The 16,573-nt window shown below is 66.2% G+C and carries 18 protein-coding genes; 11 read left to right on the forward strand and 7 right to left on the reverse strand.

Going from position 1 to position 16,573, the window contains the following annotated elements; all coding sequences use genetic code 11:
• The first annotated feature begins 165 nt into the window (after positions 1-165).
• Entirely contained in the window at positions 166-1,092 is a 927-nt protein-coding gene (locus AC3IMC_RS07010; RefSeq protein ID WP_490917670.1) for a Bax inhibitor-1/YccA family protein, read from the forward strand.
• A gap of 105 nt (positions 1,093-1,197) precedes the next feature.
• On the opposite strand, the gene galK is transcribed toward AC3IMC_RS07010, so the two are convergent.
• Together galK and galT are read right to left on the reverse strand one after the other, a co-directional pair.
• Positions 1,198-2,385: a galactokinase gene (gene galK, locus AC3IMC_RS07015; RefSeq protein WP_490917671.1), complete on the reverse strand. Its 1,188-nt coding sequence runs from the start codon at positions 2,383-2,385 to the stop codon at positions 1,198-1,200.
• Positions 2,382-3,539, reverse strand: a complete 1,158-nt coding sequence (gene galT, locus AC3IMC_RS07020) for a galactose-1-phosphate uridylyltransferase (protein WP_490917672.1) — start codon at positions 3,537-3,539, stop codon at positions 2,382-2,384. Before galT ends, galK begins: the two co-directional genes overlap by 4 nt.
• 102 nt (positions 3,540-3,641) lie before the next feature.
• On the opposite strand from galT, the gene AC3IMC_RS07025 reads away from it, so the two are divergent.
• From AC3IMC_RS07025 to AC3IMC_RS07040, 4 genes are read left to right on the forward strand one after another with little or no spacing between them, the layout of a single operon-like run.
• Positions 3,642-4,604: an aldose 1-epimerase family protein gene (locus AC3IMC_RS07025; protein WP_490917673.1), complete on the forward strand. Its 963-nt coding sequence runs from the start codon at positions 3,642-3,644 to the stop codon at positions 4,602-4,604.
• 36 nt (positions 4,605-4,640) lie between these two features.
• Complete coding sequence (locus tag AC3IMC_RS07030; protein WP_490917674.1) at positions 4,641-5,966, forward strand: AI-2E family transporter; 1,326 nt, start codon at positions 4,641-4,643, stop codon at positions 5,964-5,966.
• 3 nt (positions 5,967-5,969) lie between these two features.
• Complete coding sequence (gene ilvA / locus AC3IMC_RS07035; protein ID WP_221383994.1) at positions 5,970-7,208, forward strand: threonine ammonia-lyase; 1,239 nt, start codon at positions 5,970-5,972, stop codon at positions 7,206-7,208.
• An 8-nt stretch (positions 7,209-7,216) separates the two neighbouring features.
• Entirely contained in the window at positions 7,217-7,834 is a 618-nt protein-coding gene (locus tag AC3IMC_RS07040; RefSeq protein WP_490917675.1) for a rhomboid family intramembrane serine protease, read from the forward strand.
• A 90-nt stretch (positions 7,835-7,924) separates the two neighbouring features.
• Here the strand turns inward: AC3IMC_RS07040 and greA are convergent, their stop codons facing one another.
• Complete coding sequence (gene greA / locus AC3IMC_RS07045) at positions 7,925-8,419, reverse strand: transcription elongation factor GreA (RefSeq protein ID WP_490917676.1); 495 nt, start codon at positions 8,417-8,419, stop codon at positions 7,925-7,927.
• 151 nt (positions 8,420-8,570) lie between these two features.
• Positions 8,571-9,029, reverse strand: coding sequence for a DUF4307 domain-containing protein (locus tag AC3IMC_RS07050; protein WP_490917677.1), 459 nt, complete (start codon positions 9,027-9,029; stop codon positions 8,571-8,573).
• Between the two features lie 132 nt (positions 9,030-9,161).
• Between AC3IMC_RS07050 and mca the strand changes: the two genes are divergently transcribed.
• Positions 9,162-10,067 (forward strand): mycothiol conjugate amidase Mca, encoded by a 906-nt coding sequence (gene mca / locus AC3IMC_RS07055; RefSeq protein ID WP_490917678.1) that lies wholly within the window; start codon positions 9,162-9,164, stop codon positions 10,065-10,067.
• 97 nt (positions 10,068-10,164) lie between these two features.
• On the forward strand, positions 10,165-10,503 hold the full coding sequence (locus tag AC3IMC_RS07060) for a hypothetical protein (protein ID WP_490917679.1): 339 nt from the start codon (positions 10,165-10,167) through the stop codon (positions 10,501-10,503).
• A 50-nt stretch (positions 10,504-10,553) separates the two neighbouring features.
• Here AC3IMC_RS07060 and trhA read toward each other — a convergent pair whose 3' ends face one another.
• Positions 10,554-11,300 carry a PAQR family membrane homeostasis protein TrhA gene (gene trhA, locus AC3IMC_RS07065; RefSeq protein ID WP_490917680.1) on the reverse strand — a complete coding sequence of 249 codons (747 nt, stop codon included), beginning with the start codon at positions 11,298-11,300 and terminating at the stop codon, positions 10,554-10,556.
• 149 nt (positions 11,301-11,449) lie between these two features.
• Between trhA and AC3IMC_RS07070 the strand changes: the two genes are divergently transcribed.
• Together AC3IMC_RS07070 and phoH2 are read left to right on the forward strand one after the other, a co-directional pair.
• A complete protein-coding gene (locus tag AC3IMC_RS07070; RefSeq protein WP_454481612.1) occupies positions 11,450-12,211 on the forward strand; it encodes an isoprenyl transferase in 762 nt (253 codons plus the stop codon).
• 238 nt (positions 12,212-12,449) lie between these two features.
• Positions 12,450-13,868 carry an RNA 5'-3' helicase PhoH2 gene (gene phoH2, locus AC3IMC_RS07075; protein ID WP_490917681.1) on the forward strand — a complete coding sequence of 473 codons (1,419 nt, stop codon included), beginning with the start codon at positions 12,450-12,452 and terminating at the stop codon, positions 13,866-13,868.
• A gap of 45 nt (positions 13,869-13,913) precedes the next feature.
• Here phoH2 and AC3IMC_RS07080 read toward each other — a convergent pair whose 3' ends face one another.
• Both AC3IMC_RS07080 and AC3IMC_RS07085 read right to left on the reverse strand, forming a co-directional pair.
• Positions 13,914-14,561 (reverse strand): GNAT family N-acetyltransferase, encoded by a 648-nt coding sequence (locus AC3IMC_RS07080; RefSeq protein WP_490917682.1) that lies wholly within the window; start codon positions 14,559-14,561, stop codon positions 13,914-13,916.
• A 53-nt stretch (positions 14,562-14,614) separates the two neighbouring features.
• Positions 14,615-15,406, reverse strand: a complete 792-nt coding sequence (locus tag AC3IMC_RS07085) for a hypothetical protein (RefSeq protein WP_490917683.1) — start codon at positions 15,404-15,406, stop codon at positions 14,615-14,617.
• 60 nt (positions 15,407-15,466) lie between these two features.
• Between AC3IMC_RS07085 and AC3IMC_RS07090 the strand changes: the two genes are divergently transcribed.
• The gene (locus AC3IMC_RS07090) at positions 15,467-16,015 is read left to right on the forward strand and encodes a prepilin peptidase (RefSeq protein ID WP_490917684.1); all 549 of its coding nucleotides are present in this window, start codon (positions 15,467-15,469) and stop codon (positions 16,013-16,015) included.
• Positions 16,016-16,044: 29 nt separating this feature from the next.
• Positions 16,045-16,515, forward strand: coding sequence for an NUDIX hydrolase (locus AC3IMC_RS07095; RefSeq protein WP_490917685.1), 471 nt, complete (start codon positions 16,045-16,047; stop codon positions 16,513-16,515).
• Positions 16,516-16,573 lie beyond the last annotated feature (58 nt).

A 16,573-nucleotide genomic window follows, 5' to 3' on the forward strand; every position in this document is an offset into this window, starting at 1 on the left:
CCGGCCGTGTCCACCGGCCGTGTCCACCGCCGCTGTCCACCGGACCAAGAGTCACGGTTAGGTTGCGGAGAGGCTGCTGCGGGAACTTTCGGGAGAAGCCCGACGTGGGAATTGGTAGCGTAACGAAAAGTACATCACCCACACCCAACATGGAGGAACCCCGCAATGGCACTTGGCGGCAACCCGATCTTCAACGGAAAGAGTTTCCGTGGAGCCACCCAGGCACCGCCTGTACCGCAGGCTCCTTACGGTGCTCCCTACGGCCAGGCCCAGTATGGCCAGCAGCCGTACAGCCAGGCACCCTACGGCCAGCCGTACGGCCAGCAGGGCTGGAGCGCGCAGCCGCAGAGCATGACGGACGAGCAGCTGCGCCAGATGTACAGCCAGCCTTCGGCCGGGCCTGCAGACACCGGCCGAATGACGTTCGACGACGTCATCATGAAGACCGCAGCGTGCCTCGGGGCCGTCCTGGTGGGCGCCGCCATCACCCTCACGGTCGGACTGGGCCTGGCATCGATGCTCATGATCGTCGGCGCCCTGGGCGGCTTCGTGCTCGCCCTGGTTAACACCTTCAAGAAGCAGCCGTCCCCGGCCTTGATCCTGGCCTACGCAGCCTTGGAAGGACTCTTCCTCGGCGGCCTGACCCGGATCCTGGACACGCAGTTCCCAGGCGTCGGCCTGCAGGCTGTCATCGGCACGCTGTCAGTGTTCGCCGTGACCCTGGTGCTCTTCAAGAGCGGCAAAGTCCGCGCCACCCCGAAGGCCATGCGTTTCTTCATGATCGCCGTCATCGGGTATGCCGTGTTCGCCCTGGTCAACATGGTGATGATGTGGACCGGTGTCCTGCAGCAGCCCTTCGGCCTGCGCAGCGTTGAGATCTTCGGCATTCCGCTGGGCGTCTTCATCGGCCTGCTGGCCATTGGCCTGGCCGCGTTCTCCCTGGTCATGGACTTCACCAGCATCGAGGCCGGCGTCCGCAGCGGCGCTCCGCAGCGCTTCTCCTGGACTGCAGCCTTCGGCTTGACTGTGACGCTGATCTGGCTCTACGTGGAGATCATCCGCCTGCTGGCCATCCTCCGGGGCGACGACTAGGCACTGCGGCAGCTCCCGCCGTCGTACATCAAACAACTGTGGGCCCCACCAAGCTGGTGGGGCCCACAGTCTTTAAAGCGCCGCCGCAGCAGGGAGCAGGCGCGCCTAGGCAATGCGCATGGCTCCCGCGGCGGGGGAGACGGTGAAGATGTCCGGCGCCGCATATCCCGCGTCGGCGAAAGCCTTGGCGACGGCGCCACGCACCTTTTGTTCGGCATCCACCGGAGTGAGCGCGATGGCTGCCCCGCCGAAGCCGCCCCCGGTCATCCGGGCACCGATGGCGCCGCTGGCCCGGGCGGTGTCCACTGCCAGGTCCAGTTCCGGGCATGAGATTTCGAAGTCGTCGCGCATGGAGGCGTGGCTGGCGTCCAGCAACGGGCCGATGGCTGAGGGGCCCTGGCGGCCCAGCAGTTCCACCGTCTGCAGCACCCGGTCGTTCTCCGTCACCACGTGGCGCACCCGGCGGAATGTGACCTCGTCCAGCAGCCCGGACGCCTCCTCGAGGTCAGCCACCTCCACGTCCCGCAGGGCCTTGACGCCCAGTACCTCGGCGCCGAGTTCACACGATGCCCGCCGGGAAGCGTAACCGCCGTCGGCATGGGAATGTGAAACCTTCGTGTCGATGACCAGCAGCACCAGCCCGGCCGGTTCGGTCTCGAACGGAACCAGGCTGGCCTGCTGGTTCCGGCAATCCAGGAAGACCGCGTGCCCTTTCGATCCCCGCAGGGACGCTGACTGGTCCATGATGCCGGTGGGCGCGCCCACGAAGTCGTTTTCGGCCCGCTGGGTGGCCAGGACCATGTCTTCCGCTTCCAGGCCGGCGCCCGTGAGGTCGTTCAGGGCCGAAATGACGGCGCACTCGATGGCATGCGACGACGACAGGCCGGCGCCCAGCGGCACGTTGGAGTCCAGCAGGAGGTCCACTCCGGGGATATCGATGCCGCGCTCGCGCAAGGCCCACATGACACCGAGGGGGTACTTGGTCCAGCCCTTGGCGGTTCCCGGCTGCAGCGACTCCACCGAAGCGGTGACGACACCCTGGTCCCCGTAGGTGGACAGCAGACGGACGGTGGAGTCCGGGCGGGCTGCGACCGCAACGCGCGCCGTGCGGTCGATGGCGAAGGGAAGGACGAAGCCCTCGTTGTAGTCGGTATGTTCCCCGATGAGGTTCACCCGGCCGGGGGCCTGCCAGACGCCGTCGGGCCGTCCACCGAACTCGCGGCTGAAGCGATCGGTGAGCTCTTCGGTGCCGGCGGGGGCGGGACCAGCGCCAGGGCTGGGGGCTTTGCTCATGCGGAGGCTCCTTCGGTTGCGGCCGCCACGGCGGCAACGGGCTGGGACGACGGCGGGACGGCCACATTGCGCAGCCGCTCCGCTACGCTCTCCGGCGTGGTGTCGTTGATGAACGCGCCCATCGCTGCTTCCGAACCGGCGAGGTACTTCAGCTTATCGGCGGCACGGCGTGGAGACGTCAGCTGCAGATGAAGGTAACCGGCCGGCCGGAGGGCATCATCCAGGGGTGCCTGATGCCAGGCGGAGATATACGGGGTGGGGGTTGGGTAGAGGGCGTCGACGCGCTTGAGCAGGTCCAGATAAAGGTGCGCGAGTTCATCCTTTTCCTCGCCGTCCAGCGCGGCAAGGTCCGGGACGTGGCGGTGCGGCACCAGGTGGATTTCCAGCGGCCAGCGCGCTGCGAAGGGGACGTACGCGCTGAAATTGGCACCTTCCAGGACCATTCTGCTGCCGTCCTCGCGTTCGGCCCGCAGCAAGGAACCGGTCAGGGTTTCCTTGCCGTCTTTCGAGTCATAGTACTTACGTGCCGCTGCACCCAGGACGCCGGCGCGGGGCGTGACGTAGGGGTAGGCGTAGATCTGCCCGTGGGGGTGGTGCAGCGTGACGCCGATATCCGCGCCACGGTTCTCGAACGGGAACACCTGCTTGATCCCGGCCATGGCGCTCAGCGCCTCCGTGCGCTGGGCCCAGGCTTCAATGACCGTGCGGGACCGTTCCGGGCTCAGGCCGCTGAAGGAACCTGTGTGCTCCGGGGTAAAGGAAACCACTTCGCAGCGCCCATAGGCAGGTCCCTTCGTTCCCCAGACCGCGTCCGCGGGAACCGGACCCAGGGCCGGCCCAAGGGAGGGGAAGCGGTTTTCGAACACCACGACGTCATAGTCCCCTGCAGGGATCTCCGATGCATTGCCGGCAGTGGTGGGGCAAATCGGGCACTGGTCCGCCGGGGGAAGGTGGGTGCGGGTCTGGCGGTGCGCGGCAACGGCAACCCACTCTTCCGTCAACGCATCGAAACGGATCTCGCCCGGTTCGCCCCGGGCCGGCAGGCCGCGGTGGTCCGTCGTCAGGTGGGCGGCGCGGGAGGCATTGCTGCCGGCGTCGTCGAAGTAGATCAGCTCGCGGCCGTCCGAGAGTTTGGTACTGGTGATCCCTGTCATGCAGAAATCTTCCCATAAGCGATCAACAATGAATAGTTAACAACAAAAAGTAACAAGCGGGTTTGGTGGAGGAGCGGCGCTGCCCGTTGTACGGTAAGGCGCATGACAGCGTCTTCCAATCCGGAAATTCCAGCCCCCACCAGCCCCCCGACCTGCGCGACGGGCCACCAGTACGAGCTTCGCCGCGGGGACGCCGTGGCGGTGGTCACCGAACTCGCGGCCGGTCTCCGCTCCTTCAGCCGCGCCGGGGTCCTGCTCACCGAGACCTACGGCGACGACGAGATCCCGCCCGGAGGAGCCGGCATCACCTTGGCGCCCTGGGCCAACAGGGTGGAGGACGGGCAATGGTTCCTGGACGGCAAGAAACAGCAACTGGACATCACCGAAGTCAGCCGCAACAACGCCAGCCACGGCCTCCTGCGGAACACCGGATACACGCCCCTTGGGCAGTCTGGGCATTCGGTGTCGCTGGAAGCCACGATTTTTCCGCAGCATGGCTACCCGTTCCGCGCCCGGCACCGGGTTGACTACCAGCTGACGGAGGATCTGGGCCTGCGGGTCCGGCAGACCCTGGCAAACGACTCGGCGGCGCCGGCGCCGTTTGTCCTGGGCGCCCACCCCTACCTGCGGCTGGGGGAGGCTCCGGTCGAGGAACTGGTCCTGACGGTCGCTGCCGGCACCCGCCTCGTCACCGACGAGCGACTGATTCCCCGCAGTTCAGCGCCGGTCGAGGGTGACGCTGATTTCCGTTCGGGCGGGCGGGTTGCCGACCTGGCCATCGACGTCGCCCTCACGGATCTTCGATTTGAGGCCGGCAAGGCCCGGCACGTGCTGGCTGCCGCAGACGGCAGCCAGGTGGCTTTGTGGCAGGACGAGTCCTGCCGTTACGTCCACATCTACGTGAGTACGGTCTTTCCCGGCCGGACCCGTGCCGTTGCTGTGGAGCCCATGACAGGGCCGGCGAACGCCTTCAACTCCGGTGATGGGCTGAGGTGGCTTCCGCCGGGGGAGTCCTTCAGCATGGAATGGGGGATCGATTACCTGCCCGCCACGGGCGGCCGCTAGTTTCCCATTAGCCGACGGCTGCGGAAGTATTGGCGTATGAGGCCAAACGAGGACGACGTTACCCAGGCAAGGCAATCTTCCGCGCAGGTTTCCGCTGCGCCGCTGCGGGTCCTGACGGACCGTGAACTCGACAAGGACATACCGTACGGCGTGCGCATTGCCGCGTCCTGGTCCTGGCGCCTGGGGCTGATCCTCCTGATGGCCGGAACCGTGGTGTGGCTGCTCAGCCACGTCACCCTCCTGCTCATCCCGGTCATGGTGGCTGCGCTGCTGGCCGGGCTGCTGAGCCCGGTCACCGCGTGGCTGAAGCGGCGCGGCCTGCCTGCCGGCCTGGCCGTGGCTGTGACCGTCCTGGGCTTCATCGGCGTGATCGCAGGGGCGCTGGCGCTGGTCGGGCGGCAACTCGTCGTCGGCTTTGGCGAGCTCTGGTCCCAGGCGCTTGAAGGCGTGCGGCAGGTCCAGGACTGGCTGTCGGCCGGCCCGCTCCACCTGACCGCCGCCCAGATTGACCAGTACGTCAAGGAAGCCAGCGATGCGCTGCAGAACAACAGCAGCAGCATCCTCAGCGGCGCCCTGTCCTTCGGCAGCACCGCCGGACACTTCGCGGCCGGAATGCTCCTGGCGCTGTTCATCCTGATCTTCTTCCTCCTTGAGGGGGACCGGATCTGGGCCTTCCTGGTCCGGCTGCTTCCCCGGAAAGCCCGGGCGGCTACCTTTGGCGCGGGCCGCAAGGGCTGGGCATCCATGGTCAGTTATGCGCGCATCCAGATGTTCGTCGCAGCGGTCGACGCCGTCGGCATCGGCGTGGGTGCTGCGATCATCGGCGTTCCCCTGGCACTGCCCCTGGGCGTCCTGGTTTTCCTCGGCTCCTTCATCCCTGTGGTCGGCGCCCTGGTCACCGGCGTCGTTGCCGTGCTGCTGGCCCTGGTGGCCAACGGTCCGGTCAACGCGCTGATCATGCTGGGAATCGTCCTGCTGGTCCAGCAGCTTGAGGGACACATCCTGCAGCCGCTGGTCATGGGCAAGGCGGTCTCGCTGCATCCCGTTGCCGTGATCCTGAGCGTGGCGGCGGGCTCCTACCTCGCCGGCATCCCGGGCGCGCTCTTCTCTGTGCCCATCCTGGCCGTAGCAAACTCGGCCGTTCGCTACATCGCCGCGAGAACGTGGGAACATGAACAGGTGCCGGTAATTGCCGGAAAGCCCATTACAGCCGGAGCAGGCCCGGACAACACCATCGAGGACGTTGAACCGCCGGCCGCCTCCGGCCCCGGGAAGGACCAGACGGCCGGCACCACAAGTGAACACCGTGATGCCCGCACCGCCTCCCGACCGGGCAACGGGGCCGAACCCAGAGGAGAATAGTCCGTGAAAATCCTTGAAACCCTTCCCGTCACACTGGACGATGTCCTGGAGGCGCAGAAGCTGCTTGACGGGATTATTGCGCGTACGCCCGTGGAGTCTTCGCGGGCGCTGGGAAACATGGTGGGCGGGGACGTCTACTTCAAATGCGAAAACCTGCAGCGCGCCGGCTCGTTCAAGGTGCGCGGGGCCTATGTGCGGATGGCACGGCTGTCGCCCGAAGAGAAAAAGCGCGGGGTGGTGGCAGCTTCCGCCGGCAACCATGCGCAAGGCGTCGCCGTTGCCGCCAAGAGCCTGGGCATCAAGGCCCGCATCTACATGCCGCTGGGTGTGGCGCTGCCGAAGCTCGCCGCAACCCGCAGCCATGGCGCTGAAGTGGTCCTGCACGGCCACAACGTGGACGAGGCCCTCGCGGAAGCCCAGCGCTACAGCAACGAGACGGGAACGGTGTTCGTCCACCCCTTCGACAATGTTGACGTCGTGGCGGGCCAGGGCACGCTGGGACTGGAGATCCTCGAGCAGGTGCCCAACGTGGACACCGTCCTGATGGGTGTTGGCGGGGGCGGGCTCCTGGCTGGCGTCGCCGTCGCCATCAAGGCAAGGGCGAGGGAGCTGGGACGGGAGATCCGCATCATCGGTGTGCAGGCCGAAAACGCCGCTGCCTACCCGCCGTCGCTGGCAGCAGACGCGCTGGTGCCCTTGAAAAAGGTGTCCACCATGGCGGACGGCATCGCCGTCGGACGCCCCGGGCAGCTGCCGTTCAGCATCATCCGCGAACTCGTCGACGACGTTGTCACCGTCAGTGAGGACTCGCTGGCGCGCGCGCTGATCTTCCTGCTCGAGCGGGCAAAGATGGTGGTGGAGCCTGCCGGCGCCGTGGGCGTCGCCGCCTTGATGGACGGGAAGATTGAGAACCCGGGCACCACCGCGGTGGTCCTCTCCGGCGGCAACATCGACCCGATGCTGATGCTCAAGGTCATCCAGCGCGGCCTCTCCGCAGCAGGCCGCTACATGACTGTACGGATGATGCTCGATGACCGTCCCGGTTCGCTCGCCACGATCGCCCGCATCATCGCCGAAAACGACGCCAACGTCACCGGGCTTGACCACACCCGGGTGGGCGGATCGATCAGCATGGGAGACGTCTCCATCACCGTGAACCTGGAAACCAAGGGCCACCAGCACGGTGAGCAGGTCCTCAGCGCGCTCCGCGCCGAAGGCTTCCAGCCGATCGTCGTGCACTAGGAGCGGCCGTGGCCGGACCGATGGGTAACGGGCGCCTTCCGGAACGGCAGGAAGTCGCCTCCCGGGCCAGGGGCGGGCTGCTCGTGCTGGGTGGGTTCGTGGCTTTGCTCTTTGTCCTCGAGCTGGCCAACAGCCTGATGCTGGGTGCGCTCAACCGGACATTCGGGCTGCGGCCCAGGAGTGCGGACGGGCTGCTGGATATCCTCACTTTTCCGCTCCTGCACGCGAACCTGAACCACCTGCTCTCCAACAGCCTGCCGCTGATCATCTTCGGCTTCCTGGTGTTCCTCTCGGGGCTGCGGGTGTTCCTGACCGCCCTGGCCTTCAGCTGGCTTGGCAGCGGGCTCACCGTGTGGCTGATCGGCGACGGCGTGACCGTGGGCGCCTCAGGCCTGGTCTTCGGGCTTTTCTCGTTCCTCCTGGTGCGTGGTTTCTTCAACCGCAGCTGGCGGCAGATCCTGCTCGCCGTGGTCCTCTTCATGGGCTACGGGAGCATCCTGCTGGGAGTCCTGCCATTCGTAGCAGGCTACGTCAGCTGGCAGGCCCACCTTGGCGGTGCTGCCGGGGGAGTGGTGGCAGCGCTTCTTCTTCGTCCACGCCACACACGGGCAGGCAGCGGATTCTGACACAGGATCCCGGTGCGCCGCAGGCACCGGGATCACAGCGAAAACGGCGGCCGTCCCGGGAGGGAGGCCGCCGTTTTCGTTGCGCTGGTGCTAGCCCGTGTAAGGCTTGGCGGAGAGGATCTCCACTTTGATGTCCTTGCCGTTGGGCGCCACGTAGCTGAGGGTGTCGCCCTCCTTGTGCCCAAGGATGGCAGCACCAAGCGGGGACTTCTCGCTGAACACGTCCAGGTCCGAGCCGCCGGCAATTTCACGGGAGCCGAGCAGGAAGGTCTCTTCGTCGCCGGCGATCCTGGCCACCACGATCATGCCGGGCTCCACGATGCCGTCATCAGCAGGGGCTTCGCCCACGTGTGCGTCGCGAAGGAGTACCGTCAGCTGGCGGATACGGGCCTCGATCTTGCCCTGTTCCTCCTTGGCAGCGTGGTAGCCACCGTTTTCCTTGAGGTCCCCCTCTTGCCGGGCTGCTTCAATCTTCTGGACGATCTCCGCCCGGCCAGCGCCGGAAAGGTGGTCCAGCTCTGCCTTCAGGCGGTCAAAAGCCTCCTGGGTGAGCCAGGCTGCAGATGCGCTGTTGGTGGTAGACACGGACTTCTCCTCTAGTGGTCCTACATGCAAAAGACCCCGCCACGGTGGCCACTTGTGGAACAGTAACCAGCTCAGCGGGGTGAAGGTATCTCTCTATTGTAGTCAATCCTCTGGAGTTAACCCAACCTCGAAGCGTTGCACGTCACATGTTTCATTGCCCATCCCCGGGGATCCAGCAGCTGTCAACGACGCCGGATACGGACGCTGACTCCGTGCGTACCGTGACCCGCTGGGCGACCGTCCTGCCGCCGTCGGGCGTTCCATCTGCCACGGACGGCGGGATGTCCACGACCTTCCAGCCCACCACCGCGAATTTCGAATCCAGGGCTTTGACCGCGCACTTAACCGTCTTGGCAGGCTCGCGCGTCACCTGGAAATCCACTTCCGCCAGCGTGGAGTCGGTGGTGCTGTAGCCGATGTCCTTGAACGTCACGCCGGACAGCGAATTCGATGTTGAAACCCACGCCAGGAAACCTATTCCCACCGCCAGCGCAACCCCGACAGCGGTGCGGGCTGCAGTGGGGGTGAGCCTGCGCTTTTTAGCACCATACCGATTGGCTAGGCTAGTGTCTGCGGGCGCGGGATGGGCCGGCTGGTCCGGGGAAGTCACCAGACCAGTTTAGTGCCCTTTCCGCCTGCGCTTTGCGGGGGCGAGCAGCCGCCGTACAGGCCAGCACCGCACGGCCACCGTCCGCGGCGCCGCCACACGCCGCTTCCAGAAGAACCAGGAGCAGTCCCAGCCATGACAGCGTCCAGCAAAGCCCAGATGCCGCTCCGGCTGCTGGCAGTCCATGCCCACCCGGATGACGAGTCGAGCAAGGGTGCTGCGACCATGGCCATGTACGCGGCGGCAGGAGTGGACGTCCTCGTGGCGACGTGCACGGACGGCTCCCGTGGCGACATCCAGAATTCCGCAGTGGAGGGGGAGCCGCACCCCAAGCGGGACATGGCCGGTGCCCGGCGGTTGGAAATGGAGCAGGCAGCGGCCATCCTCAACATCCGGCAGCGGTGGCTGGGCTTCGTTGATTCGGGGCTCCCGGAGGGCGACCCGCTGCCGCCCCTTCCGGCCGGATCCTTCGCGACCCTGCCCCTGCACCAGGCGGCCGCGCCATTGGTGCGGCTGGTCCGCTCGTTCAAACCCCACGTCATCCTCAGCTATGACGAGAACGGTGGCTACCCCCATCCGGACCACATCATGGCCCACCGGGTTGCGGTGGAAGCCTTCGACGCCGCCGGGGACCCCCAGCGCTACCCGGAAGCGGGGGAGCCCTGGGAACCCAGCAAGCTCTACTACGACCGTGCGTTCAGCCCGGAACGTTTCCGTGCCCTGCATTTTGCGCTGGAAGAGGCCGGGCTCCAGTCCCCGTACGCGGAGCGGCTGGCGGCGTGGCTGGAGTCCGACGCGGAAGGGCACACCCCGCCACCGGCGCCCCACCCGACCACCACCCAGATCGATTGCGGGGACTTCTTCGAAGTGCGCGACGACGCACTGCGCGCCCACCGCACACAGGTTGACCCGCTGGGGTTCTTCTTTGCCGTCTCGCCGGAGATGCAGCGACGCGCCTGGCCCTGGGAGGACTACTCCCTGATCTCTTCGCGGGTGCCGTCCGAACTCCCGGAGAAGGACCTGTTTGCCGGGCTAAGATAGACAGGCAGGCAATTTCTATCTGGCGTAGAAGACACCCGCGGCCCCGGCCGGCGCTGTCCGCTTCCTGCTGCATCCGTTCCACCAGAAGGTATCCACCGTGCATTCTCTGCTCCTCAGCCTCGCCACCACGCCGACCCCGCTGCCCACTCCCACACTCCGGGACGGAATCTCGGAGGACCAGGTAACCCCGGGCCTGCTGGGGTTCATCATGACCGCCTTCTTTGTGGTGGCCACGGCGCTGCTGATCGTCGACATGGTGCGCCGGATCCGCCGGGTCCGCTACCGGGCCCAGGTTGAGGAGGAGCGCATGGCGGCTGCGGCCGCCGCGGATGTGGAGGCTGCTGACGCGCAGGAGGGGATCGACAGCCCCCGGCACGCCGCGCCTGACTCCAATGGCGACGCCTCCGGTCCCGGACTTCCCCGCCCCCGCGGTTAGTCCGCAACCGCTTCCGGTTGCCGGGCAGCGTGGCCGGCGGAGGCGTACGGTCAGCGCAGGACCGCGATGGCGATCGCCGTGAAATGCGCCGCGAACGCCAAGACGGTCAACGCGTGGAACAGCTCGTGGAAGCCGAAGTGGTGGTAGCTGAAGTTGGGCTTCTTGAGGGCGTAAAAGACGGCCCCCGTGATGTACAGGACGCCGCCCACGCAAATCAGCACCGCTGCCGGGATGCTGGCCTGGAAGAACTGCGGCAGGTAGAACAGTGCGGCACAGCCCAGGGCAATGTAGATGGGCACGTAGAGCCACCGCGGAGCGTCCGTCCACAGGAGCCGGAACAGGACGCCCAGGATGGCCCCGGTCCAGATGACCCACAGCAGCAGGACAGCCTGCGGACGCTCCAGGAGGGTCCACGCCAGCGGCGTGTAGCTGCCGGCGATGACCAGCATGATGTTGGTGTGGTCCAGCCGTTTCAGGACCAGCTTCACCCCTGGAGACCAGTTGCCGCGGTGATAGACGGCGCTGACGCCGAACAGCAGGACACCGGTGGCAGCGTAAACCGCAGAGGTGATCTTACGGTCCGTCGTCGGGGCAAGGGCGACCAGCACGATGCCTGCCACGAGGGCCAGTGGCGCCGTGACGGTATGGATCCAGCCCCGCCACTTGGGCTTGATCATCAGCAGTTCGGCAAGCCTGACGGCGGCGTCATCAACCGCGCTTGGCCCGGGACCTGTCCCGGCACTGTTCCTGTCCTCCGGCTGGGGTGTCAGCGGAGCCTTCGGAGAGTGGCTGTTCATAAATCCAGAATAACTTACGGCCCAGTAAGTTACTCGCGAGTAGCACGCGCGGACGCCATCCCCTGGCATTGCGGGAAGTACCGGCCCGCGGCGGGCGGTAGCCTAGGATGTGCAAGTACGTTCGGCAGGAAAGTCAGGTGAGTGGACGCGTGGAGTTGCCCGGGTTCCTCTACGGCTATTACGAACGCCGTCTGCTCAAGGATCTCCCCCGGGACCGGATTCCCCGGCACATCGGCGTCATGGTTGACGGCAACCGGCGCTGGGCCAAGCAGTTCAACGCCCCCACCAGCCAGGGTCACCAGGCGGGGGCTGACAAGATCCACGAGTTCCTCGGCTGGTGCCAGGAGTTGGGCGTCAAGGTGGTCACGCTCTACATGCTGTCCACGGACAACATGAACCGCTCCAGCGAGGAGCTGGACCTCCTGATGGGCATCATCGCCAACACCCTTGACCGGCTGGACGAGGACGCAAATATCTCCGTGCACGCCATGGGTGCGCCCGAACTGCTGCCCGACTACCTCGCCGAGCGGCTCACCAAGCTGACGGCCAGGACCCCAGTGCGGGAAAAGCTGCACGTCAACGTCGCCGTAGGGTACGGCGGCCGCAGGGAGATCGTCGACGCCGTCCGTGAACTGCTGCACGACGCCGTCGCCAAGGGCATGGATATCTCCAAACTTGCCGACGACCTCTGCGTCGATGACATCTCGCGCTTCCTCTACACCCGGGGCCAGCCTGACCCGGACCTGGTGATCCGGACGTCCGGGGAGCAGCGGCTGTCCGGATTCCTCATGTGGCAGAGCGCCTACAGCGAGTTCTACTTCTGCGAGGCCCTGTGGCCGGCCTTCCGCAAAGTGGATTTCCTCCGCGCCCTCCGGGACTACGCCGGCCGGCAGCGGCGCTTCGGCGCCTGACGTCGGCGGTTCACCGCAATTTCACGCCGCCGTAACAGGAATCGCCGGGCAATGATTGCGGAAATTACCTGGAGTGGATTTAGGTTATATCCATCAGCAGGCAAAACCGCCGGCTGATCGGGGAGGCCAGTACATGGAGCGAAACATCGCACCGGTTGTATGGGAGGCCGGACCCGGCCTCGTGGCCGAGCCGCCTCACCAATAACAAAGCCGGGCTGGGCCCGGGGCTGGAGTCGATGTGGCTACTTCTGAAAAACTGCACGAGGTCCTTTCCGACCAGGCAGGAAAAGCTACCTCTCGCGCCGCGCGAGCCACTACACAAACCGGTTCAGCAATTGATGCTGAGGCCGGTTTTGCCGTCTCCGGAAGGGAAACCCTCATCCACACGTTCGTGATCGACACCTCCGTCCTCCTGTCCGACCCGCGCGCGCTGCTCCGGTTCGCGGAACACGAAGTCATCGTCCCCGTAGTGGTCATCACCGAACTCGAAGCCAAACGCCACGACCCCGAGCTGGGGTACTTTGCCCGCAAGGCCCTGCGGCTCCTTGACGACCTCCGGGTCAAGCACGGCGGCCTGAACGAGCCCATTCCCATCGGCGACGAGGGCGGGACGCTCACCGTGGAGCTCAACCACATCTCCGCGGAAGTGCTGCCCCTGGGGTTCCGCAGCGGGGACAACGACAGCCGGATCCTCGCCGTCGCAAAGAACCTCGCCAACGAGGGCAGGAATGTCACGGTGGTCTCCAAGGACCTGCCGATGCGGGTCAAGGCATCCGCCATGGGCCTGACGGCGGATGAGTACCGCAACGAACTGGTCAAGGACTCCGGCTGGACCGGAGTGGCCGAGCTCGAAGCCAACGAACAGGAAATCTCCACCCTGTACGGCCACGAGCCCGTCTTCATTCCGGCCGCCGCTGAACTGCCCGTCAACACCGGCCTTGTCCTGCTCTCCAACCGGGGCTCGGCCCTGGGCCGCGTGGGGGCGGACAAGCAGGTACGCCTGGTCAAAGGCGACCGTGACGTGTTCGGCCTGCACGGCAGGTCTGCCGAGCAGCGGCTGGCGATCGACATGCTGATGGATCCCTCCGTCGGCATCGTCTCCATCGGCGGCCGGGCCGGCACCGGAAAGTCCGCGCTCGCCCTCTGCGCAGGCCTGGAAGCTGTGCTGGAACGCCGTGAGCACCGCAAAGTGATTGTCTTCCGGCCCCTGTTCGCCGTTGGCGGGCAGGAACTGGGCTACCTGCCGGGATCCGAGTCGGAGAAGATGAACCCCTGGGCGCAGGCGGTGTTTGACACCCTGGGCGCCCTGGTCAGCCAGGAAGTGGTGGAAGAGGTCATGGACCGCGGCATGCTCGAGGTCATGCCCCTCACCCACATCCGCGGACGCTCCCTCCACGACGCCTTCGTCATCGTCGATGAGGCCCAGTCCCTGGAAAAGAACGTCCTGCTCACCGTCATGAGCCGCATCGGCCAGAACTCCAAGATCGTGCTCACCCACGACGTCGCCCAGCGCGACAACCTCCGCGTCGGCCGGCACGACGGAATCGCCGCCGTCGTCGAAACCCTGAAAGGTCACCCGCTCTTCGGCCACATCACCCTGACCCGTTCGGAGCGCTCGCCGATCGCAGCCTTGGTGACGGAACTCCTCGAAGGGTAGGTCACCTGCGAAAGGGGCCGTGGCCGGGCTCGCCGGGCCACGGCCCTACCTTATGTGCAGGAACCGCGCCGCCGCTTCGTGGCCTTGGACCTCGAGTGTCCAGTCCGGGCGGTTGAACCTTTCCGGGGTGAGGCGGACGTGCTGCACTGTTTGGACTTCGGTGCCCCACATTTTGCGGGAGGTGCCGTTCAGCTCATAGCCGAGTGACCGGGAGACGCCAAGGGAGGCTGCGTTCCAGTCGGCTGCTTCCGACTCGGCAACCTCGGCGCCCAGCCAATCGAAGGCCCAGAGCGCGACGGCGGCACGCATCTCCTTGCCCAGGCCGCGGCCCTGGACGGACTGCCTGAGCCAGGAGCCGGTAGTGACTGTCCTGAGGGACGCGAAGTCCTTGGCACCGACGTCCTGGCAGCCGACAAATTCGGCATCATGCCAAATCCCCAGCAACAAGGTCCAGGATTCGGGCGTGCATCCGGCCCGGCAGCGCCAGTACCAGCGGGCCATGTTCGGTCCCAGCTCATCCTCCGGCAACCCGGTCCAGGGCGTGCTGAAGGGGTTCCTGCCGTTTTCATGGATGCCGCTGCGGGCGGCGTCCACAGCCGCAGGAATGTCCAGGTCAGTGATGGGCCTGAGCTCCAGGCGCGGGGTAGCCAGCCTTAGATCGAACAAGGGCCAGACGGAGCTCAGCGTAGTCATCCGCGAAGCCTAGCCGATCAGCGCTGGTCGGGCCGTGTCAACGGGTGATGTACTCAAGCGGGAATGTCCCAGGTGATGTGCCTGCGGACGTCGGTGAGGTTCATGGATTCCGCCAGGAACAGGTCGTCCAGCATGTATTCATCCACGGCGATGATGCGCAACCAGTGCCCGTGTTCCGCCGTTTCCGGCTCGAGCGACTGGCTGGACACGCAAACCCCCGTGCCGACGTCCAGGCGAAGCCGCGACCGGCCGGCAAGACAGAGCGGAGCAGCAGGGTCGCCGGGATGGTAGGCGGGATTGGCAGCCGCCTCAGCCTCGAGGACCCGCCGGCCCTCGTGCTCGGCGAACCGGACCTGGAGTATGTCCAGGGCATTGCTCCCGGGAAACTCGAGGGGCACTGGGGCGTTGCCGGCGAGCTCCACGGGGTCGAGCGCAGCCGAGAAACGCCCGTTGCCGAAGCCGGGCTCGCCGTAGGCTGCCTCTGGCCGCCGCCGCACCAGCCCGGCGTCGTCGTACACGGGGGTCACCAGGTGCGGGGGCAGGAGCCAGGACTTCCGGGTGGCGCTGACGTAGAAAATGTCCCGGGAATCGTTGATGCCCGTTGTGCTGTAAAGGATCTGCCCGTCGGGGCTTTCCAGCCGCAGCGCCCCCGGGCGGCGCAGCCAGGCCCGGACAAAGGGAGCGGCGGGATCCGGCGCCCCGTCAAAGGGCTGGTCCCAGTATTCGAAGCGCAGCGACTGCCATCTCCAAGGCGAGGACCGGCACAGGTTCCGGAACATGGTTGCGAGGTCCGCGGGGGCGGCGGTCTCGGCTTGCGCCCCGTGACGGGCGTCCCAGGTCGACATATCCACATTTTACGCGGGCGTGATACGGCGGGAATGGCCGGATCCAGTAGCATCCGAGGGGTGATTGGACGATTGGGTGAGCTCTGGCAGTACAGTCCGCCTGCCTTCTGGCTGGTGCTGGCGGCCTGCCTCTACTTTGCCGTGATGGCGGTCCGGCTCACCATCATCGACGTCCGGCACCACCTGCTGCCCAACCGGATTGTCTTTCCCTCCTATGCAGTGGCAGGAGTCCTTTTGCTGGCGGCCGCCGCCGTTGCGTGGGCTAGCCCCGCCCAGGCAACAGTGGACAGCACGGCCGGATTCCTGGCCGTTCCGGCGCTCCGCGTCCTGGCCGGAGCGGGGACCCTGTGGCTCTTTTACTTCATCCTGCGCTTTGTTTATCCCGCGGGAATGGGTTTCGGCGACGTCAAGCTCGCCGGAGTGCTGGGCCTGTACCTTGGCTACCTCGGGTGGGGCCACCTGTTCGCGGGGACCTTCCTTGCCTTCCTGCTGGGCGGATTGTGGTCCCTGGCGCTCCTTGGGGCCCGGCGGGGAACACTGAAATCATCCATCCCGTTCGGTCCGTTCATGCTTGCTGGAACGGCCGCCGCCATGCTGCTGCCGGCCTGAAAGGTTTTTGCCTTCGGTAGGCTGGCGGTATGCCTGCACCCGAATATGTCCTGAAGCTTCGCAAGAAGATTGGCAATGACCCCCTCTGGGTTCCCGGCGTCCGGGGCGTGGTGATCGACGATACCGGCAGGATCCTGCTGGCCCAGCGGGCAGACAACCGGCAATGGGCACTCATCAGCGGCATGCTGGACCCGGGGGAGCAGCCTGCCCGCGGCCTGGTGCGGGAGATCTTCGAGGAAACGGCGGTTATAGCGGAAGCCGAACGCGTGGTGTCAGTGGGCGCAGTAGGCCCTGTGACCTACCCCAACGGTGATGTCTGCGAGTTCCTGGACGTGGTGTTTTTGTGCCGTTACGTGGCCGGCGAAGCCAGGGTCAATGACGATGAATCCCTGGCGGTTGGCTGGTTTGGCCTCGACGAACTCCCCGACCTGATGCCCGGGCACCTCACCAGCATCCGCCAGGCGCTGGCGCCGTCAGGAAACGTGCACTTCGAGCCATAAGCCGGCCAGCTCGAACCGGACAGGGCGCCGGAACTGAACTTCTCCCCGCCGCGGATCC

This window comes from Arthrobacter sp. E70 (assembly GCF_058266945.1).